Consider the following 20026-nt stretch of genomic DNA (forward strand, 5'->3'; position numbering starts at 1 on the left):
GAGGGAGCGCACCTTCGTCGTTGCAGCAATTAAGGCTGATCCCATCTCGCTGTAGCCTTCACGCATCCTTCGTGAACTTGCTGATGACGTCCATGAACGGCTTCGGCTTGAACTCGCCGTCGAGCGGCAGCGGGCGGTTCGGCTGCTTGTCCGCGCGGGCGAAGGTGCCGTTGATCCAGCTGTAGCGATCCGAAAGGCCCCAGGTGAGGATCGAGCGCACCGGGCCGCTGGTTGAAACGGCGGTCAAGAGATCGTCGACGCGCTTGGCGACGATGGCGTCGCGCTCCGCCGGATTGCCCATCAGCTTCTGATCGTCGACGTCGAGCTCGGTGACGAGCACCTCGAGTCCCCAGGAACGCAGCTCGGTCACGAATTCGGCGAGCCCGTGCGTGTCGATCTCGAGCTCGGCGTGCAGATGCGATTGCAGCCCCACGGCGTGCAGCGGCACACCCTGGTCGAGCAGGTCCATGATGAGGTTGCGATAGGCGGCGCGCTTGGCGATGAAGGAGTCCTTCGCCGACTCGATGTCGTATTCGTTGATCGCGAGCTTGACGAAGGGATCGGCTGCAGCCGCCGTGCGGAACGCCAACGGAATCCAGCCTTGACCCAGATGCTGCGTCCAGAACGTGTCGCGCCGGTCTTTCGGGCCGCGCGGATTGTCCGGGATCGGCTCGTTGACGACATCCCACGACGTCAGCTTGTCCTTGTAGTAGGAGACGACGGTGCCGATGTGGTCGAGATAGGCGCGCTCGACGCCGCGGGTCGTCTTGAGCTGCTTGGTCCAGTCCGGAATGTCGTGATACCAGGCGAGCGCATGGCCACGCATCGTCAGATCGTTGTCTCGCGCGAAATCCAGGATCGCGTCGGCGCGTTCGAAGGCGAACGTATGGGCGTCCGGCCGCAGCATCGGCCATTTCAGCTCGAGCACCGGCACCACCTGCGTGCAATAGGTGCTGATGGCTTCGCCGAGCCTGGGATCGGCTTGCAGGTCCCACAGCGTCGCCGCCGCGCCAAAGCCGGGACGGCGCTGGGCGCGTTTCGACGCCGGCCCTGCGGACGCCGTTGCGCCCGCCGCGAGTGCTGCGGCGCTGCCGAGGAGAAATTCGCGTCTGTCGAGCCTGGTCACCGCAGTCCTCGTCGATCCAACGCGCCATGGTACCAAGCGGCGCCTTGCGACGCCGGGGTTTTGCCTTGTTGGGTTAACCTCTGCCGTCCGCAAGTCATGGTTTCCCTCCATGATCAGGCTTTGCCGCTCGAGGAAGGGCAAATTTAACGCTAACGCGCGAAAGCGGCTTCAAAGCCGCATTCGCCGCCCGATCTGCAGACTTATGTGACACTCTTGAGTGATGCTGCGGCGCAGTTCGTTCGCCCGCCAAGATCCGATTGGATCAACCGTCGCCACACTCGCAAGGCCGCTGCCGGTCCCGTGCTCGCATGCTGAACCGCCATTTCTCGATCTATCTGGTCGCCTACATCCTGCCTGCGGCGGTGGGCTTCTTCGCTGTCACGGCCTATACGCGGCTCCTGAGCCCGGCTGAGTACGGCGTCTATGTCGTCGGCATCAGTCTTGCGGGCATTCTGGGCGCGATCTTCTTCGCCTGGATCAAGCTGTCGGTGTCCCGTTATCAGGCGATGTCGTCGGAGGTCGATTTTCGCGGCACGGCGATGGTCGCCTTTGCCCTCACGGTCGCGGTGCTTTGCGCCACCACCCCGCTGGTTGTCCTGTTCCGCAGCGACATCAGTGTCGAGCTGCTGCTCGCCAGCATGTTCGTCGCGGTCATGGCCAATGCGGTCGATGTCGGCCAGGAGTTCGAGCGGGCCAAATTGCGGCCCTATCGGTTCGCAATGATCTCGATCGTGCGCAGCGTCTCCAGCGTCGGCTTCGGTCTGCTCGGCATTTGGCTCGGCTGGGGTGGATTGGGGCTGCTCGCCGCGTTTGGTCTGGGGTCGCTCACGGGCATCATCCTGAACCTGGTCGGTGACCGCACCAGGATCGCGCGCTTCCAGCGCAGCCAGTTCATGCAGCTGGCGCGCTACGGCCTGCCGCTGACCTTGGCAGGATTGTCCGTTGCGGTCTATTCGGCCTGCGACCGGCTCATTGTCGCCTATTTGCTCGGCAAGGATGCCGCCGGCATCTTCGGCGTTGCCGCCGATCTGCCGCGCCAGTTCATGGTGATGATCGCATCCAGCGTTGCCGCGGCAACCGTGCCGCTGGTGTTCCGGTCGTTGTCCGAGAACAGCAGCGAGACGACGCGGGAGCGGCTGACCGAAAGTCTCGAGCTGCTGCTGGTCGTCGTGGCACCCGTTGCGGTGTGGCTCGCGCTTGCGGCGGACCAGGTCGCCGGCACGCTGGTCGGCATCGACTTCCGCGCCGGTGTCTCGGCGCTGCTGCCGACCCTGGTGCTCGCCCGCTTCTTCGGTATCGCCAATCAGTTCTACGTGCAGATCAGCTTCCAGCTCGCCGAGCGGCCCTTCATGCTGGCGGCGCAATCCTTTCTCACGCTGGTGATCAGCGTGATCCTGATGTTCGCGCTGATTGGCGGCTACGGCCTTTACGGCGCGGCGCTGGCGACGCTGGCGACCGAGGCGATCGGCTTCCTCGTCGCCGTCGTCCTGATGTATCGGGCTCACCCGGTCCCGTTCGAGCTCAATCGTGTCGGCGGCGTTGCCGCCTCCGCAGCCGTGATGGCGGCCGCGATTCTGGTTGCGCGATCGCAAGCGGGCGGCACTGGCTTCGTGTCGCTCGTCATCGTCAGCCTCGCCGGCGGCCTTGCCTATGCAGCTGCGGCCTGGCTGCTGAATGTTGCGAACGTGCGAACGTTGTCGCTGCGATTTCTGCGCACGTTCAACCGCAAGGCGCTGGGCGTTTAGTTGCGCGCCGGTGGGGCGTCGCCGTCGCGACGCATCCCCCGGGCAGCTAACCGGACATTCTGCCGCACTGTTCGGGGCCAGCTTCGGGCCAGCCTCGCCTGAAGGCCGCCTTTCGCGGGCGCGAACCGTCGTATATGAAAGATTTGTCGCCGGAATGTGCCGAATCTCGCCACAGACGGAACGTAAGGCGGCTGCGATTTCTTAATGTAATGATTCCAATCTGGCGCGTGACCGGCACAGTCGGACTGGCATTTCGACCGAGGATGGCATGAAAAACCGACTGACGACGGCGCAATCCACCGTGGCGATGCGGCGTTGGGGGCCTCCCGGAATTGTGGCGCTGGCGGCGATGGTCGCATTGACGGCGGCGGGCCCGGCGACCGCCGCCAAGCAGCCGCGCCAGGTGACTGAAGCGGTGGCGCCGCGTGTGGCCGGCGAGCCGATCATGGCGATCGTGTCGATCAAGAGCCAGCAGGTCACTTTCTACGATGCCGAGGGCTGGATCCTGCGCGCGCCGGTATCGACCGGGACCACGGGACGCGAGACGCCGGCCGGCGTGTTCGCCATCATCGAGAAGGACAGGGAGCATCGCTCGACCATGTATGACGATGCCTGGATGCCGCACATGCAGCGCATCACCTGGAACGGTATCGCGCTGCATGGCGGACCGCTGCCCGGCTATGCCGCCTCGCACGGCTGCGTGCGCATGCCGTTCGGCTTTGCGGAGAACCTGTTCGACAAGACCTATATCGGGATGCGGGTGATCATCTCGCCGTATGACTCGGTCCCGACCGACTTCTCTCACCCCTCGCTGTTCGTGCCGAAGCCAGAGGCCATCGCGGCAGCGCCCAGCCGGGCCGACAAGCTCTCCGTCGAGGCCGAGGAGGCCACGAGGGCTGCCGACGAGGCCAAGAAGGCGGCTTCCGTCGCTGCGAAAGAAGCTGCCTCGCTCCCCGCCGCGCTGCGCAAGCTGGAGCAGCAGAAGGCCCGCGCGGATGCCGAGCTCACCTTCGCCGACAAGACGCTCGCGAACGCCAAGACCGATCAGGCCCGCGCCAAGGCCGAGGAGTTGAAGCAGAAGGCGGCAGCCAAGGCTGCCGATGCAGCGACGCAGCTCGACGCCGCCAAGGCCGCCGCGCAGCCGAAGCGCGATGCGGCGGTCGCCACGAAGGAAGGCGCGAAGGCGGCCGCGGCCAGGAAAGCCGACGCCGTCAAGGCGGCGACCGATGCAAAGCTCGCGGGCGAGCCGGTCTCGGTTTACATCAGCCGTGCGACGCAGAAGCTTTACGTGCGGCGGAACACGCACAAGCCGGCGCCCGACGGCGGCGGCGAGGTGTTCGACACCAGCATCGAGGTTCCCGTCACGATCCGCAATCCCGACCAGCCGCTCGGCACGCATATCTTCACGGCGATGGCGAAGACCGATACGGGCCTGCGCTGGAGCGTTGTCACGATCGCCAGCGGCGACGAGGCGCGCAATGCGCTCGACCGCATCACCATCCCGCAGGACGTGTGGGATCGCATCGGGCCGACCGCGTTGCCGCGCTCCTCGATCATCATCTCGGATGAGCCGCTGAGCAGCGAGACCAATTACCGGACCGAGTTCGTGGCGGTGCTGAGCAACGAGCCGCAGGGCGGCTTCATCACGCGCAAGCCGACCGCGCCTGCGATGATCGCGAGCGACGACGGCTGGGACAACGGCGGCAACGGTTTCGGCTTCTTCTTCCAGCAGCGCGATCCCTACGTGCAGCCGTCCAATCCGCGCCGGCGCAGCCAGTATCAGTATTATCAGCCGGCGCAGCCGATGCAGCGGGGCTTTTGGTAAGCGTGCTGCGTCGCCGCGCGTTGCAAGCTACGCGCGCGCCTCGACCACGATCGCCTGGATCTTGCCTTCGACCGGTCCGGACCCATGGCGCCTCCGGATCGCCTCGGCAACGATATCGGTTGCAGCCTGAAGCTTGCTGGCATCCCTTGCCTCGATCTCGCTGCGCAGCGGCGTGCCCTGGCAGAGCGCGATGGCGACATGTTCGGCCGACGGCGCGCGGCTGATTTCAGATCGCGTTTCGATCGAGATGTCGCGGAAGCCCGCTCGTTCGAGGTCGCCTCTGATGACGGCCTTGTCGTGATAGCCGTGCGGCGTCCGGATCATGAAACGCGGCGGATCGTCTGGAAACAGCTCTTCGAGCGCGACCGTGGCTTCCTGCGTCAGCACATTGTCCTCGATGCGATCCCAGACGTTGAAGACGAACGTGCCGTCCGGCTTCAGGACCCGCTTCACCTCCCCATAAGCCTTGATCCGGTCCGGAAAGAACATCGCGCCGAACTGGCAGCAGGCCACGTCGAACCCGGCGTCATCGAAGGGCAGGGCCATTCCGTCAGCCTGGCGCCAGGTGATGCGATCGTCACCCGCCTGGCGCTGCGCGGCAACCGCGAGCATCGGTTCGTTCAGATCGGTCGCGACGTAGCGGATGCCGGGCGGCAGCGCTGCCGCGACGGCGCGCGTCACCGCGCCGGTGCCTGCCGCGATCTCCAGCAGCACGGAGGGAGAGCGCGCGGCGACGCGTCTTGCGATGTCGTCGGCGTAGACGGCGAAGATCATCGGGACGAGATATTCGTCGTAGAGTTTTGGGATCGAGCCGGCGAAAACCTTGTCAGTGTCGGACATGCTTGCCTCGCTGAAGGTTCGGACGTGAGGCTCACCCTACCACGGATCACCGATTTTTCGCGTCCGAAAGCGTCTACGTCACCGCGCAGACGCCTGGGGCGGATAGCGGTCTGAGCGGGATATAAGAGGCCTAACGGCGTCAGCCACACGCACTGACGTCATCCTTCGAGGCGCGCAAGGGCGCGCACCCAGGATGACGGAGTGCTTGTGGATACAAATAATCGCGTGCCTATCGCGCATGCGACCGCGCGCGACAGATGAGATGGTCGAGCGAGATGAGCCCCGGTCCGTAAGCCATGAGGGCAAGCGCCATCGCCGCCCAGGTGAGGTGAATCGGCCAGCCGTCGGGCACCGTGAGCTCGACGATGACGGTCATGAACAGCAGGCCGAGCGCCGCAAACCGCGTGCCCAGTCCCAGCACCAGCAGGATCGGGAACATGATCTCGCCCGAGCCCGACAGGAAGGCCATCACCGTCGGTGCCGGAAAGTGATAGGGCCCGCCCGGCAGATGCAGCATGAACTCGTCGCTGAACAGCGTCACCGCCGTGTCGTTGAGCTGGAGGAAGCCGCCCCATTTGAGCATGCCCGAGCGCCAGAACGGCACGGCCAGCGCGAGGCGCAGCACGAGCTGGACGAGCGACGGCGTCGCGAGCGTCTGCACCAGATGATTGGCCCTGTCGAGAAGCGCGCCGGGCGACGGAAGGCCGCTGCCGGTGCTGATATGTTGGTCCGTGATCATGATGGGTCTCCGCAAGAGAGCGAGGTGAAGGTGCCGGCTTCGATCAGCCCGGCGATGTTCGCGGCGATGTCGAACTCGCTCGCAGCCTCCAGCGCCGACGCCGCGGCTTCGCCGAGTGGCCGCCCCGACATCAGGCCGTCCGCGAACACCGCGCCGCCGGGCGGAAGGCGGCGCACGGTGACGTCGAATTCGCCTCGCGTGATCAGGGCATCCTCCGGCGTGGAGGCATCGATCCGCATGACCGGTGCCTCGTCGCGGTTGGCTGCAAAGATCGTCACGGCGGCGTAGTCCGAACGCAGGCATCGCGCGGCCGGGTGCGGAATGAACACCAGATCGGCCAAACGGTCGGGTCTCACCGCCGAGAGCCGGGCCGGCGACAGCGGCACGGCGTCGGCGGCGTGATAGGCATCGAGCCAGGCCCGCTCGATCCGCGCGACGTCGGCGAGCCAGGGCATGGCCTGCGCATGCTCATACTGCGCGATGAACTCCGGGAAATCGCGGCCGTATTCGAACAGCAGCGGCGATGTCGGCGGATTGCTGCGCACATGGAAGCGCGCCATGGCGCGGAAGAAGTCGGTGCCGGTGATGCGCTGCACCGCCGGATAGATCGCGGCCAGCGCATCGATCAGGCTGACCGTGACGTTGTTGCGGTAGACGTCGTAGCGCCGGTTGGCGGCCTTGCCGTTCGGGCCGGTCACGACCTCGGGCGTGCTGCGCGCCGGGTCCAGCAGCGCCGGCGCGAACGACGCGGCGAAAGACAAGCCGGCTTCAGGCAGCATGACGGTCTCCTGCCATTGCTGTGGACTGATGGCGGTCGAGGATCGCCTGTGCGGCAGCGGCCTCCGCTTGCAGCACCGGCCAGTCCGGAATCTTGCTGTCCCATTCGTTCAGCGTCGGGACGGCGCTGCGGCGCCGGATCACGATCTCGTAGAGCTTCCAGACGGCGTCGGCGACCGGGCCGTCATGGCTGTCGATCAGGAGCAGGTCGCCTTCGTCATCAGTCTGCTCGGCATGGCCCGCGAGATGAATTTCCCCGACGCGCGACAACGGGAAGTCCGCGAGGTAGTCGAGCGCCGAGAATCCGTGATTGATTGCGGATACGAACACGTTGTTGACGTCGAGCAGCAGCCCGCAGCCGGTGCGCTCCGCAATGGCGCGGATGAACTCGGTCTCGCGCATCGACGATTCGCGGAAGGCGACATAGGTCGACGGGTTTTCCAGGAGCAGCGGACGGCGGATCGCCTCCTGCACCTGGTCGATGTGATCGCAGACGCAAGCCAGCGTCGCTTCGGTATAGGGCAGGGGCAACAGATCGTTGAAGAAGCTGGTCTCATGCGTCGACCAGGCCAGATGTTCAGAGACCAGCGCCGGCTGATAGCGCGCGACGAGGCTGCGGAAGCGCGCCAGGTGCGCCTTGTCGAGCGGCCGGGGGCCGCCGATCGACATGCAGACGCCGTGCAGCGAAAGCGGATGATCGCGGCGGATCGTCTCCAGCGCACGATGCGGCGGGCCGCCTGCGCCCATGTAGTTCTCGGCGTGGACTTCGAAGAAGCCACGCCGAGGTCCGGCCTCGAGGATATCAGGGAGGTGCTCGGGCTTGAAGCTCGTCCCGGCAACGCCGCCGATGGGCGTTGCGAAACGGAGCGGCATGGCTGCTGGTGGGACCTGCTTGATCACCGTGCTCATCGTGCGGCTCCGTTCGTGCTTAATGGCGCTGTGGCACCGGCCGTCAGACTGGCTTGAGCGAGCCCTTCTTGCCGCCCGGCAGCTCGATGCTGGTGCAGGTGCCGCCCTGCACGAATTTCCAGGCATTGCCTTGGAAGTCGACGGTCGAGGTGCCCTGGCAGGTCGTGCCGGGTCCCGCCGCGCAATCGTTCTGGCCTTTCAACGCGACGCCGAAGCACTTCTCTTTCTTGGCGGCGACGGCGGCATCGGCTTCGGCCTTGGTCAGGGGGCCGGCGGAGGCAAGGGTCGCGAGCGCAGTCGACACCGCACCGGCGAGGACGAGGGAGGTGACGGCATGTTTGGCAGACATCGAGGTTCTCCTGTTCGAGATGGCATCGCCCGGCAGGGGATGCGCGCATGATCTCCTTCGTTCCGCGCGCCGCCCGCGTTACCGGCAGGCTGCTCACGAATCCGTGAGACCGATTGGATGGGGCGCACGGGCGGTGCGCTTGGGCGGGGATTAGCGGGCAAGCGGCGGCGCAAAGCCAATGCCCAGGTTCTATCGAGACGTTAGCCTCCGGGCATTGGCGACCGGCGCCCGCTCCTGCCAGACGTAACGAACGAGCGCCGGCGGCGTATGGCAATATCAGTGGCTCGCAACGAGGCGCAGGCGAAGACAGCGATGAAGGTCGATCCCGGACGACGGCTTCATGCGATCGCAGGGCTGACGGTCAGCATCCGCCTTGCGGTATCCGCGCTGGTGCTGGCTGCGATCCTGCTGACCGCGGCGCTCTCCAGCCTGCTCTGGTGGCGCACGGCGGAGGCGACCAGCCGGCAGCTCGCCTCGACTATCAACGAGCAGATCGTGGCGGCGGTGCGCAAGGAGGTCTCGGCCATCGTCGACGAGGCGCGCGCCGCCCACACCGCGATCCGCACGCTGTTCCTCCAGAACGTGCTCGACACCCGCGAGGCCGACAAGCGCGAGTTCGTGTTTCTCTCGCAATTGCAGTCGCAGGCGACGATTTCCTGGGTCGCGTTCGGCTGGCCCGACGGCTCCTTCTTCGCCGCGCACAAGCTCGGCGATCGGCGCCTGGAAATGATGGAGATCTCGCTCACGGATCACCAAGGCCAGCGCCGCGTCGACGAATATGACGTGGTGCCCGGCGACATCGAGTTCGCCAACCGCCGCTTCGAGCCGACCTCATTCCATGTCGCCGATCAGGCCTGGTTCAAGGCCGGGCTCGGCGCAGACGACCCGCAATGGTTCAGGGTGTCGGACCATGCGACCGGCGAGCGGCCGTCGATCGCTTTCGCCGGCCCGATCGACGTTTATCAGGAGCGGCAGGGCGTGCTTGCCGTCATCATCGAATACACCAGGCTTGCGCGCTTCATGTCGCAGCTGGAGGTCGGACATACGGGCCCCGCCTTCATCGTCGACGGCAGCGGCGAGCTCGTCGCGGCGCCGGACAAGGAGGCCGACGAGCTGCACCCTGCGCGCGCCGATATCACGCTTCTCCCACTGGCGCGCGCAGCGCTCGACAAGGCGGGTGAGGCCGGCCGCAAGGAGGCCTGGCGGACCCGGCTCACCTCGGGCGGCGCGGCCTACGAGGTTGCGCTGACGCCCTTGCCGTTTCCCGGCTGGTCGCCCGCGACCATCATCCCGGAGGCCGAATTTCTTGGGCCGGTCGAGACGACGTTGCACCGCCTGATCCTCGGCCTTGCCATTGGCGCCGTGCTCGCGGCGCTGGCCTCGGCGATGCTGGCGCGGTCCGTCATCGCCGCGCCGCTGTCGCGCGTCGTCGGCGAGCTTCGCCATGTCGAGGCCTTCGCGCTGGAGCAGGTCCGCCGCCATCCGTCGCGGCTCAAGGAGATCGCGAGCTTGTCCAGTGCAATCGCCGAGATGGCGGCCGGCCTCTCCGCCTTCCGCAAGTTCATTCCGGCGGATCTCGTCCGCGGCCTGCTGCGCCAGGGCGTCGAGGCGCGGCCCGGCGGCAGCGTCCAGGAGCTCAGCGTGATGTTCATCGACATCGCCGGCTTCACCGGGTTGTCGGAGCGGCTCGGCGATCGCGTGGTGCCGCTGCTGTCGCGCTATCTCGACCTGACGTCGGAGATCATCGTCGCCAATGGCGGGACCATCGACAAGTTCATCGGCGATGCCGTGATGGCGTTCTGGGGCGCGCCGCAGCCGCAAGGCGATCACGCCGCGCGATGCTGCCGCGCCGCGCTCGCCTGCCGCAGGGCGGTCGAGCAGTCGGGCCTCGTCGACGATCTCGGCCAGCCGCTCCAGATCCGCATCGGCATCAATTCCGGCCGCATGCTGGTCGGCAATATCGGCTCGGAGCTGCGGCTGAACTATACCGTGATCGGCGATGCCGTGAATGTTGCGAGCCGGCTCGAAGGCGCCAACAAATCCTATGGCACGCAGATCCTGATCGGCGCGGCGACCGAACGTCTGGCGCGCGGTGCCGTCATCACGCGCGAGGTCGACAGCGTCGCGGTCTACGGGCGGGAGGAGGGGATCTCCGTTCACGAGCTGATCGGAATGGTGAATGATGACGCAAGTGAAGGCGGATCCTGGATCGCGGACTACGAACGCGGCCTTGGCTCCTATCGCGAGCGGCGGTTCGCCGATGCGCTCGCCGCTTTCGAGACCGTGTTGAAACGGCGCGGCCACGATCGTCCGGCCGAGCTGATGCGCGACCGCTGCCGGCACCTCGCTGCAGCCGCGCCCGATGCGGCCTGGCGGCCGGTGGCGGCATTGGCGTCGAAATAGCGATATCATCCGGGCGACAAACTCGGGTACATACCCCTATCGTTCCCGGACGATCTCAAGACATGAAAACCACATTCCTCGACCCTGAAAACTACACCCGCTCGCCATGGAAGAACGGCGGCGGCATCTTCACCGACATCGCGGACGCTCATCGGGCCGATGTGCCGCAGAAGAACTGGGACAGCCTGCTCTGGCGCTTTGCGTCGACGCCGATCGTCGCGCCCGGTCCCTTCTCCCATATGCCCGGCATCGACCGCTTGCAGATGGTCGTCGATGGGCGCGGGCTGGTGCTGAAGGCCCCTGGGCAGGACTTCGACGAGCGTGAACCTTTTACGACGGTGCGCTTCACCGGCGAGCTCGAGATCGTGACCGAGCTCGAGGCGGGTCCGGTCGAGGTCGTGAACCTCATGGCGCGGCGCGGTGCGGCGGAGATCGATCTCGTCGCGCTCACGGGGCCCGGCAACCGGCGGCTCGCCGCCGGCACGCATCTGGTCTACGCACCCCGCGGCGAATGCCGCATCCGTCTCGACGACGAGAATTTTGCGATTCCCCGCAACGGCACGCTGAAGGTCGAGCTGGCCGGGCCATTCCAGCTCGCGCTCGTCTCCGGTCTGGCGGTGCTGGGGTCGATCCGGCTCCTCGGCTAGCGCCGGTCGCCGCTGCACAATCCGTGCAACTGGCTAGGTTGACGCCGCCCGGCCGGAGCACGATATCTGCTTTGCTAAAGACCGCAGCCCGAGGGGCAGGATATGAACGCGCCACACAACCATGTCCCCACGCAGGCCGACGGGGTCGTCGACTGGCTGACCAACGGCACGCGCGACGAGCGTTTCATCGACAACATCTTCGCGCAGATGTGCATCCGCCTCCAGCAGGCGGGCATTCCGGTGAAGCGCGCGACGCTTCACATCCTGATCAATCACCCGCAGTGGCTGGGGGCCCGCATGATGTGGTCCGACGGGATGCGCGAGGCGGAGATTGCGCTGGTTGACTATGACGTTCGCGAACGGTCCGAATATATCGGCAGCGCCGCCAACGAAATCCATGACGGCGCCGCCGAGGTGCGCGAGAGGCTCGAACAGGATTCCTCGCTCGGCCGCCAGCACGCCCTCTATGACGAGATGCGCGCCAGGGGCCTCACCGACTATGTCGCCTGGCCGCTCTACCATACGCTCGGCAAGCGGCACATCGTCACTTTCGCGACCGATCGGCCCGGCGGGTTCGACGATGCCCATGTCGCCGGCCTGAAGAAGCTGTTGCCGGTGCTGGCGCTGGTCAGCGAGATCCGCGTCAAGAACCGCCTGGCACGGACGCTGCTGGAGACCTATGTCGGCACCCATGCCGGCGAGCTGATCCTGGCCGGCGCCACCAGGCGCGGCAGCGGCACGACGGTGCGCGCCGCGATCATGATCTGCGACTTGCGGGATTTCACCAAGATTTCCGACAATTGGCCGCGCGACGACGTCATCGACCTGCTCAACGACTATTTCGACGCGATGTCGGAGCCGATTGTGCGGCACGGCGGCGAGATCCTGAAATTCATCGGTGACGGACTGCTCGCCATCTTCCCGCTTCATGAGCCGAATGCCTGCGCCAATCTGCTGCATGCCGTGGCCGAGGCCCGCAAGGCCATGGCCGCGCTGAACGAACGGAACAGCGCGACCGGCCGCGCGCCGCTGAACTACGGCATCGGCGTGCATGTCGGCGACGTCATGTACGGCAATATCGGATCATCGAGCCGGCTCGACTTCACCGTGATCGGCCCGGCCGTCAACATGGCCTCCCGCCTCGAAGCGCTGACCAAGAAGGTCGGCAAGAACGTGCTGCTGTCACGCGATTTCGCCGAGCTGGTGGCGAAGCAGTTCGAGCTGGAGCATGTCGGCAGGCACGAGGTGCGCGGCTTCAGTGATCCGATCGAGCTGTTTGCATATCCGGGGTGAGGCCAAGGCTAGCGGATATGACGTGCTGGACGGTCCGCGCAAGCGCCTCGTCCTTTGAGACGACCGCTTCCAGCGGTCTCCGCAGGACGAGGCCAATTGGGCCCGCTGAAGCTGCTGCCGCATCCTTCAACGGAACCGCGCCGCTTGCTCCCGCTATTTCTCGACCGCCCCCGACCAGTCCTTGAAGCCGCCGACATTGTAGACCTTCTCGTAGCCCATATCCTTCAGCACCTTCCCGGCCAGCGCCGATCTGCCGCCGGATGCGCAGTAGAGGATGACGGTCTTGGTCTTGTCGAACGCCTTGTCGTGATAGGGCGATTCCGGATCGGCGCGAAACTCCAGCATGCCGCGCGAGACATGCACGGCGCCCGCGATCTTGCCGCTGGCGGCGACCTCCGGCGCATCGCGAACGTCGACGACCAGCGTGTTGCCGCTTCTGATCATCTCGGCCGCTTGCTCCGACGTGATCTTCGGGACTGCCGCGTTCGCAGCTTCCAGCATTTGCTTCACACTCGTTGCCATCGGTTCTCTCTCCTGCCGCCCCCACGGGAGGATAGCACATCGATTTGGGCTGCGCCTCCTCTAGTCGATGGACGCCGTGCCGCGCAAAACGGGCGTTCGCCGGCCCCTTCATGGGCCGTGCCGCGCGTCGTGCGGATGGGCAAATGAGGACGACTTGTTGAAAGAGATCGCCGCGCAGGACTCGTAAGCTGGTCTCAACGGTGGCCCGGACGACGAATGCCCCGCTTCATCGGGAGACGAGGCGAGCCTGGTGCAACAGAAGAGGTGATCGGCGACATCAGGCGCGACAACGAGAGGAGACGTCAATGCCAACCTGCTCTGGAACTCTTCATGATCGACCCGGACGCTGTGCCGTCTGCGACGGCAGGTTCGGTCTCATCAGGTATTATGCATGGCGCAAGCCTCTGTGCTCGAAGACGTGCGTCGAGCGCTTGGCGACGCGCCGCCGGGACGATCGCGACTGGCTGGGACGTTTCCCCATCGCCTTCGACACATCTCCAGAGAACCGAGCGAGGATGCCATGACGCTCCAGATGTCAGGACGAGGCAAGCAATATATGGAAACGGCGCAGAGCCTGCTGCGCGCGGCGCGGAGCATGACCGACGAGGTGGTTGCGACGCGGCTGAAGCTGCTGGCCGATGATTATCAGCGGCGCGCCGAAAAGGCCTCGAGCGTCGATGCCGCCAAATCGGCGACGCGCTCGGCCGCAAGAGCGGAATACGACTGGTCGAAGGAGCTCGCGTGAGATGATCAGGATCATCGCCGTGCTCTGCAGCCTCTCGTCGCCGACGAGCTGTCGTGAACAAATCGTCACGACCTCGGACTTCGCCGACGTGACCATGCAGTCCTGCCTGATGGGCGCGCCGCAGCTCGCCGAATGGATGGCGCAGCATCCGGCCGAACGCCTGGCTGCATGGCGCTGCATGATCGGCAAGCAGGGCGGCGGCAGAGGAATTTAGGACGCGAGCTTGGGGGCGCAGGGCGATCGCAAATAGCATTTTCCGCAAGCCGCGCGCGCCTCGCCCTTCGAGAAACTGCGACCGCGCACGCCATCCTCATCCTGAGGGCCCGCCAACGGCGGGCGTCTCGAAGGATGGCCACAGAGAAGTCGCTCCCAAATGCGATTGCCGGGCAGGGCGGCATGGCGGGTTGGCAGCACTGTTGCCAACGCGGGGTTGTGCGACTACGCTTTGCGAAAGCTACGCCCAAACGGTCTTTGGCCGCACGTTCATGCCGAAATTCCTTCGCATCGGTGTCCATCAGTCCAACGTCTCCGGGTACACGTCGAAGGCGTGGTGCGTCAGGCGCGTCGGCTCGGCGGTCTTCCTGAAGTGGGGCGCCGTGGAGGTGCATGGCGCCGGCGACGGGCGCAAGGTCTATTGGTCGCGTCTGCCACAGGAGAAGACGGTTCGTTGCGGCACCGCGCAGCGCGCGCAGGACTACACGAAAGCCGCGATCGCGCGGCGCCGCAATCATCGCTACGAGCCGCTGACCGGACCGATCGCGAATCGGCGCCCGTCGGCCGCACGCAGTGCCGAGCTCAAGCAGGCGCTCGCCATCATCCTGATCGTCGACATCGTCGGCTCGACTGCGAAGGCCGCCAAGCTCGGCGATGCGCGCTGGACCAAGGTGATGGGCCACTACTATGCCGCCGTCCGCAAGGAGCTGAAGAGCGCGCGCGGCAAGGAAGTCGTGACCACCGGCGACGGCGTGCTCGCGACCTTCAAGAAGCCCGCAGCCGGAATCGCTTGTGCGACCGCGCTCCAGCAAGCCGTGCGCACGCTCGGCCTCGAGATCCGGGTCGGCCTGCACGCCGGCGAATACACCATCAGCGGCGGCGAAATGGTCGGCCTCGCCTTCCACATCGGCACCCGCGTCGCGGCGAAGGCGCGCGCCGGCGAGGTGCTGGTGTCGAGCGCAGTGAAGGAGCTGATCACGGCGCAGGCGGCGATCAGCCTGCGGGATCACGGCGTGCATAGGCTGAAGGGGGTGCCGGAAAGGTGGAGGTTGTATAGGGTGGAGGGGTGAAGGGGGTGCGGGCCGGTTTGTTTGTCATTGCGAGCCAAGAAAACCCAGAAGACCCCATTGGACGAACGGGCCCTTGCGCGCCGCAGAAGCCGTGAGTTTGAGAAATGAAGGAGACCAGCATGGCCGGCAGGAGGACCGTGGCGAGGAACAAGAAAGCCGTTCGCTCCGCCGCCAAACTGACCACGCTCGATGATTTCCTCGGCGAAGAAGGCAAGCGCGACGAGTTCGAAGCCATCGCCGTCAAGGAAGTCCTCGCCTGGCAGATCGAGCAGGCGATGAAGGAGAAGAACATATCGCGCAACAACCTGGCCCAGCGCATGAAGACCTCGCGCAGTCAGATCGGTCGACTGCTCGACCCCAAGGACGGCAATGTCACGCTGACCACGCTCCAGCGCGCCGCGCGGATGGTCGGGCGCTCGCTGAGGTTGGAGTTGGTTTGAGACGCGATTGGGGACATTGCTGGAATGTCGCCGCCGTCGTTGTTCGCGAGCCCTACGAAAGCGGCTTGGCTATTGAATGCACTGGACTGCACCCCTTAAGTGAGACACGATAATTCCTGTGACAGGCATTTTGAGGATGACCTGTGGCAGTACGAGCAAAGAACCGTCAGTTTCCGACGGCCTACAAATTGAAGGCGATCAGGCGGGTTGAGCGAGGCGAAGGCGTTCTGCCTGTGGCTCGTGAACTTGGGATATCACGCAAGATTCTGCACGACTGGGTCAAGGCGTGGAAGGCGCACGGGCCGGAGGGATTAAACCGCAAGCCCGGACCCAAGCCTGGTCCGCGGAAGCTCAAGCCTGTACCGACTTATGACGACAAGCGTTCTGCGCTCACGCGTGCGAATGCCCGCATCGCCGAGCTCGAGCGGCTGGTGGGCCGCCAGCAGATGGATATCGATTTTTTTCGCGACGAGCGCTCCGTCTGCTTGGCGACCGCGTATAGCCGTCCTCGTCTAATGCCCGTCGAGGAGTTGATTCAAAGGCTCGGAGCTATGGGCGTCGATCGGGTCGGACGCCAGGAAAACCGCTCGAATCACAAATGATTCATCCGATTCAACAACTCCCCGGACAGTACAAAGGCGCAAGTGTACCTCGTTCAGGCCGCCATGGCGCAGCGGCTTGGAGCGCAGGATTCCGCCCCTCCCGCAAACGACCCCAGTATGTCAGACCAGCTAGAGCATGATCCGGAAAAGTGCGAAGCGGTTTTCCCTCGCGACCAACGCAACGCGTTTGCGCGGAGATCATGCTTGCATAACAAGCTAAAGCGCGATGATGATTCAACCTAATCTCATCGCGCTTTAGCCGACCGTCTTCGCACTGAGATTCACGATTGAGGTCTCGAGATCCGGAGGCGCGGCGGCCCAGCCAGGCGAAGTGTTCGGCCTGCTGGCGTCGTTCGGCATTCGTCGAACGGCACTCGCCGCCGGGCTCTCAAGAGCCTGCATGCGGCCTGTGTGCGCCGGCAGGTGGCGTCCTGTGTTGGCCAGCAGGCGGTTGATCGACAGCTTCAGGAAGTGGAAAGCCAGGGCAGGATTCGCATGGCACACCTGGGCGAGTTCGCCCTCGGTGAGCCAGAGCAGCTCGACATCGGAAATTGCCTGAGCCGTCTGGGTGCGCTCATGTGCCGTCGAGAAAACGCCAATTTCCCCGAACAGCTCTCCCGCCCCCAGAACGAGATCGATTTCATTCAGGCGTACGCTTCCCTTTGCAAGCACATAGATGCGATCGGCGTAATCGCCTTGCCTGAAAATGATCTCCCCGGCCTTCCACGTCGCCGCTTTCATGAACGGGCATAGCGGGTCGGTTGTGAATTCGCCTTTGGATGCTTGCTCCACAATTCGCCTGACGCGGAGCATTTGGACTGTTCGGGCGACGTTAAGAGGCAGCAGAACCGAGTGAAGGATGAGGATTGGATACAAGCGGTCGAAGAACGCGTATGCGATGAACGCGACATTGCTCAAGATGGCCGCGATCCTGAGCTGGAGCATCGTCTTCATGCAAAACGTGGCGAAGACCAGAAGAGATGCGAGATAGCCGGCGGCTTCAACCCAGGACGTCGAGCCGCAGAGCAAAACGTCTGAGCAGTGCATTTCCGCATCCTTCTATGAACTTGCCCCTGAAGAGCGCGACGACCCAGCAGATGTGGCTCAAGGGGCTTTGATACCGAAGCAAACGCAAAGACAAGATGCTGATCGGCTAGAAGAATCCGGCACTTAGATCCAGCCCATAAGTCATCGACAGCAGCCACACCAAGAGGGTGGCTCCACAGAACAACGCGGTCTGCTTGAGGACGTTTGCCTGTAATGACGATGCGGGGAATACCCGGACAAAAGCGTTTGTAATCGCAGCAATTGCAACGGCGCGCATGATTATCTCCAGGAGTTGGCTAATGGCTGGGCGTTAGCGAGCGTCGTGCTTCATGCACGAGCTCGCGATTCCGCTCTCGGCGACGGGGGGCTTCTTCTATCTCCCGGAATGCCCAGACAAAGCAGGCCCCACGGGCGACCTGGACCTCAAAAGATTCATGCGTTCTTTGGAGGGCGCGATCAACGAAATGCTCCGGCGAAGAGGCTTGCGATGGCGGCGGTTGGAGGAATTGGCATGATAACTTAAGGTTTGGCCGTGCGCGATGTTAGGCAATCGACCTCCGCCGTCCGATCCTGGTCAGCCGCGTCCATACCGCCCGCCACATGTCGCGATAATATTCGGCGCGCAATTCGTGGGCCCGCGTCCTGTAGAATTCCATGAGGGCTGGCGTGATGCGCCGTGGCGTGTCGCGGCGCCCTGGCTTCACAGAGTGGGTGAGAGTGGCGGACATCGGTTTTCTCCGAGTATGAAAAATATAGAGACGGTGTGAGCGTTCGCAGCGGGTTTAGATCGTTCGATCAACCACCACTGGAAAAGACGAATGTCATGTCGTGGAAATTCTCCGCCGGAAGACTTTTGATCGCACGGTGCATCCCGGAGACGTCGATACTCACGGTCTTGGTGGAGCTCACGCCCGCCGCAGCAATCGGAGCGGAGAAGAAAGTCAGCTTCACCCCGACCCCGACCAGGATAAGTATGGCGACCGCGACAACGGGGTGTGCGCGCATGACGGTTCCTTCGGTTGCAAGTGCCCAGGATTGGCGATGCTTGATGTTATGCAATCGACCGCAGCCGCCGCATCATCGGAACCAATGAGGCTGGTACTGCTATTACTGTCCGCCTTCCGGTCGTACTGCTCGAGCCCGTCGGCCACGCCAACCACCTCCGCGGCCAGCCGTTCGCTGGCCGTGCCGCCGACATTGTGGATGATGGCGACATAGTCCTGGCAGGCGAAACGGACCTAACCCAGATCGCAACTGCGCCGGTCCCGTCGCCCATAGGGCGCGGTGCCGATTTAGGGATAGGCCGCCTCAGGAATTCGTGAATCGGCTACTGTGGGGCCCGAACCTGAGGCATCGAGTTCTGCAACAGGCGCAGGAGATCCGCTTGCCGGGTCGTGTCGGTCTTGGAGAAGATGTGCTGCAGGTGGGTGCGCGCGGTCGGCTCGCTGATGCCGAGCATGTCGGCTGCCTCCTTGGCGCCCAACCCCTGGGTAAGCGCCAGCAGCACGCGGAGTTCGCCGCCGGTCAGCTGATAAAGTCTGGCAAAAGCTTCGCCCGGCATCAGCGGCGCCTCAGCAGGATCCTTTGTGAACACAGCTACCGATGCCGCAAACGGCGCGATAATGCCGCTGCGCTGACCGCGATCGACCGGAAGGAGAGTCGCGACATAGCCGGCGCCATCGATATCCGGTATCGCAAGGGAATGCTCGCCTGTATCCAGGTCGATATCGTCGCGCGACGCCCTATCAATGGCCTTCGACAGCGCGGCGCGCGTGGCGGGATTGGTGGGACAAATCCGGTTGTTCACGATGCGAATGGCGTTGCCGGTTTTGATCTGCCTCTGGGCAGCGGCATTCATATAGACTACGCGGCCATCGGGTGACGTGAGGAAAACACCTGTGACGAGCGCATCAAGCGTCTTTTCCAGCATCTCCGACCTCAGCGCTCTGATATCCAGCGCGTCCGAGATGGTGAGGGCACGGCAGACGTGCGGGGAAAGAAGCTTGAGCAGGCCGATCTCGAGTTGCTGGTAATGCGGCGCCTTCCCGGTCCGTGAGGCGTGCATGGAGGCCATGCGACCGCCAGTCCGCAACGCCGGGAACCAGACTATGTCCAGTAGTCCGAACGGCTCCAGCACTTCTCGAGCGAAACGGCTTCCCAACAGTTCGCGGCGCATCATGGAGAGAGCACTGACGTCGCCGATCTTCGAGACGATGTCTGCTGCCGCCATCGGACTTTCTGAGTAGTGCTTTCCCAGTGTTTCCAGGAATTCCGGTTGGTATCCGAACACGAACAGCTGATCATTTTGCACGTGCCGCATGTCGTGGACGCATATGCCGCCCGCTGTGCTTTCACACAGATCGGCAATCCTTCGGCAAGTGTCTGGCCACAGATGCGGATCGAGCGCGCAGTCATAGATCGCGCCGATGGTGTCGGATAACACCTGGGCGGAGACTCCGTCCAAGTCGATCACGTTGGGCCCTCCCAAGCGTCTGGGGCACTCGGTAGTGCGCCAACGATGCGAGGAGGCCGGTCCCACAAAACAAGATAAGCGTTTGGGCCATTTTCGACGTTGAGATCGGCGGTGATAAGACCGAGGTCATTCCTGACAAGAGCAACCACGAAAAAATCTCCCAATCAAAATCGCTCCGGTAGGGCTAGGAAGCCAAACTAGGGTCCTGAAGCATTTCCTGAGTGCCCGGGCGAGTAGCATCGCCTGTGTATTATGGCCGAA

22 protein-coding genes are annotated in these 20026 nt (G+C 64.4%); 10 read left to right on the forward strand and 12 right to left on the reverse strand.

Annotated elements, in window-relative coordinates; all coding sequences use genetic code 11:
* Positions 1-58: 58 nt before the first annotated feature.
* Complete coding sequence (locus tag CVM73_RS08210) at positions 59-1126, reverse strand: endo-1,4-beta-xylanase (RefSeq protein WP_100231501.1); 1068 nt, start codon at positions 1124-1126, stop codon at positions 59-61.
* A 308-nt stretch (positions 1127-1434) separates the two neighbouring features.
* Here CVM73_RS08210 and CVM73_RS08215 point away from each other — a divergent pair, with 308 nt between their 5' ends.
* Together CVM73_RS08215 and CVM73_RS08220 are read left to right on the forward strand one after the other, a co-directional pair.
* On the forward strand, positions 1435-2871 hold the full coding sequence (locus CVM73_RS08215; RefSeq protein ID WP_100231502.1) for a lipopolysaccharide biosynthesis protein: 1437 nt from the start codon (positions 1435-1437) through the stop codon (positions 2869-2871).
* A gap of 268 nt (positions 2872-3139) precedes the next feature.
* Complete coding sequence (locus tag CVM73_RS08220) at positions 3140-4696, forward strand: L,D-transpeptidase (protein WP_100231503.1); 1557 nt, start codon at positions 3140-3142, stop codon at positions 4694-4696.
* 27 nt (positions 4697-4723) lie between these two features.
* On the opposite strand, the gene CVM73_RS08225 is transcribed toward CVM73_RS08220, so the two are convergent.
* The 5 genes from CVM73_RS08225 to CVM73_RS08245 all read right to left on the reverse strand — a co-directional run bounded on the left by CVM73_RS08225 (position 4724) and on the right by CVM73_RS08245 (position 8310).
* The gene (locus CVM73_RS08225; protein WP_100231504.1) at positions 4724-5536 is read right to left on the reverse strand and encodes a class I SAM-dependent methyltransferase; all 813 of its coding nucleotides are present in this window, start codon (positions 5534-5536) and stop codon (positions 4724-4726) included.
* Between the two features lie 229 nt (positions 5537-5765).
* On the reverse strand, positions 5766-6275 hold the full coding sequence (locus tag CVM73_RS08230; protein ID WP_100231505.1) for a DoxX family protein: 510 nt from the start codon (positions 6273-6275) through the stop codon (positions 5766-5768).
* Positions 6272-7054, reverse strand: a complete 783-nt coding sequence (locus CVM73_RS08235) for an HvfC/BufC N-terminal domain-containing protein (RefSeq protein ID WP_100231506.1) — start codon at positions 7052-7054, stop codon at positions 6272-6274. Before CVM73_RS08235 ends, CVM73_RS08230 begins: the two co-directional genes overlap by 4 nt.
* On the reverse strand, positions 7044-7961 hold the full coding sequence (gene bufB / locus CVM73_RS08240; RefSeq protein WP_100231507.1) for an MNIO family bufferin maturase: 918 nt from the start codon (positions 7959-7961) through the stop codon (positions 7044-7046). The genes CVM73_RS08235 and bufB overlap by 11 nt, the downstream gene beginning before the upstream one ends.
* A 43-nt stretch (positions 7962-8004) precedes the next feature.
* Entirely contained in the window at positions 8005-8310 is a 306-nt protein-coding gene (locus tag CVM73_RS08245) for a BufA1 family periplasmic bufferin-type metallophore (protein WP_100231508.1), read from the reverse strand.
* A gap of 312 nt (positions 8311-8622) precedes the next feature.
* Here CVM73_RS08245 and CVM73_RS08250 point away from each other — a divergent pair, with 312 nt between their 5' ends.
* The 3 genes from CVM73_RS08250 (at position 8623) to CVM73_RS08260 (ending at position 12653) form a co-directional block, all read left to right on the forward strand.
* Positions 8623-10713 (forward strand): adenylate/guanylate cyclase domain-containing protein, encoded by a 2091-nt coding sequence (locus tag CVM73_RS08250; RefSeq protein ID WP_100231681.1) that lies wholly within the window; start codon positions 8623-8625, stop codon positions 10711-10713.
* 62 nt (positions 10714-10775) lie between these two features.
* Positions 10776-11360, forward strand: coding sequence for a HutD/Ves family protein (locus CVM73_RS08255; RefSeq protein ID WP_100231509.1), 585 nt, complete (start codon positions 10776-10778; stop codon positions 11358-11360).
* A 102-nt stretch (positions 11361-11462) separates the two neighbouring features.
* Entirely contained in the window at positions 11463-12653 is a 1191-nt protein-coding gene (locus CVM73_RS08260; protein WP_100231510.1) for an adenylate/guanylate cyclase domain-containing protein, read from the forward strand.
* 153 nt (positions 12654-12806) lie between these two features.
* Here the strand turns inward: CVM73_RS08260 and CVM73_RS08265 are convergent, their stop codons facing one another.
* Complete coding sequence (locus CVM73_RS08265) at positions 12807-13175, reverse strand: rhodanese-like domain-containing protein (protein ID WP_100231511.1); 369 nt, start codon at positions 13173-13175, stop codon at positions 12807-12809.
* A gap of 520 nt (positions 13176-13695) precedes the next feature.
* Here CVM73_RS08265 and CVM73_RS08275 point away from each other — a divergent pair.
* The 5 genes from CVM73_RS08275 to CVM73_RS08295 all read left to right on the forward strand — a co-directional run bounded on the left by CVM73_RS08275 (position 13696) and on the right by CVM73_RS08295 (position 16245).
* Positions 13696-13920 carry a hypothetical protein gene (locus CVM73_RS08275; protein ID WP_245452245.1) on the forward strand — a complete coding sequence of 75 codons (225 nt, stop codon included), beginning with the start codon at positions 13696-13698 and terminating at the stop codon, positions 13918-13920.
* A gap of 1 nt (position 13921) precedes the next feature.
* Positions 13922-14134, forward strand: coding sequence for a hypothetical protein (locus CVM73_RS08280; RefSeq protein WP_100231513.1), 213 nt, complete (start codon positions 13922-13924; stop codon positions 14132-14134).
* Positions 14135-14405: 271 nt separating this feature from the next.
* Positions 14406-15203 carry an adenylate/guanylate cyclase domain-containing protein gene (locus CVM73_RS08285; RefSeq protein WP_100231514.1) on the forward strand — a complete coding sequence of 266 codons (798 nt, stop codon included), beginning with the start codon at positions 14406-14408 and terminating at the stop codon, positions 15201-15203.
* A 119-nt stretch (positions 15204-15322) separates the two neighbouring features.
* On the forward strand, positions 15323-15643 hold the full coding sequence (locus tag CVM73_RS08290; protein ID WP_100231683.1) for a helix-turn-helix domain-containing protein: 321 nt from the start codon (positions 15323-15325) through the stop codon (positions 15641-15643).
* A gap of 143 nt (positions 15644-15786) precedes the next feature.
* Positions 15787-16245, forward strand: coding sequence for a helix-turn-helix domain-containing protein (locus CVM73_RS08295; protein ID WP_100231515.1), 459 nt, complete (start codon positions 15787-15789; stop codon positions 16243-16245).
* A gap of 255 nt (positions 16246-16500) precedes the next feature.
* Here CVM73_RS08295 and CVM73_RS08300 read toward each other — a convergent pair whose 3' ends face one another.
* From CVM73_RS08300 to CVM73_RS08315, 5 genes are all read right to left on the reverse strand, one after another.
* Positions 16501-17292, reverse strand: a complete 792-nt coding sequence (locus CVM73_RS08300; RefSeq protein ID WP_100231516.1) for a cyclic nucleotide-binding domain-containing protein — start codon at positions 17290-17292, stop codon at positions 16501-16503.
* Positions 17293-17398: 106 nt separating this feature from the next.
* The gene (locus CVM73_RS40065) at positions 17399-17569 is read right to left on the reverse strand and encodes a hypothetical protein (RefSeq protein ID WP_167406714.1); all 171 of its coding nucleotides are present in this window, start codon (positions 17567-17569) and stop codon (positions 17399-17401) included.
* Positions 17570-17834: 265 nt separating this feature from the next.
* Entirely contained in the window at positions 17835-18020 is a 186-nt protein-coding gene (locus CVM73_RS39095) for an RSP_7527 family protein (RefSeq protein ID WP_146006576.1), read from the reverse strand.
* Between the two features lie 67 nt (positions 18021-18087).
* A complete protein-coding gene (locus CVM73_RS08310; protein ID WP_100231518.1) occupies positions 18088-18297 on the reverse strand; it encodes a hypothetical protein in 210 nt (69 codons plus the stop codon).
* 322 nt (positions 18298-18619) lie between these two features.
* Positions 18620-19765, reverse strand: a complete 1146-nt coding sequence (locus tag CVM73_RS08315; RefSeq protein WP_100231684.1) for a helix-turn-helix transcriptional regulator — start codon at positions 19763-19765, stop codon at positions 18620-18622.
* Positions 19766-20026: the final 261 nt, after the last annotated feature.

This window comes from Bradyrhizobium forestalis (assembly GCF_002795245.1).
Taxonomy (GTDB): domain Bacteria; phylum Pseudomonadota; class Alphaproteobacteria; order Rhizobiales; family Xanthobacteraceae; genus Bradyrhizobium; species Bradyrhizobium forestalis.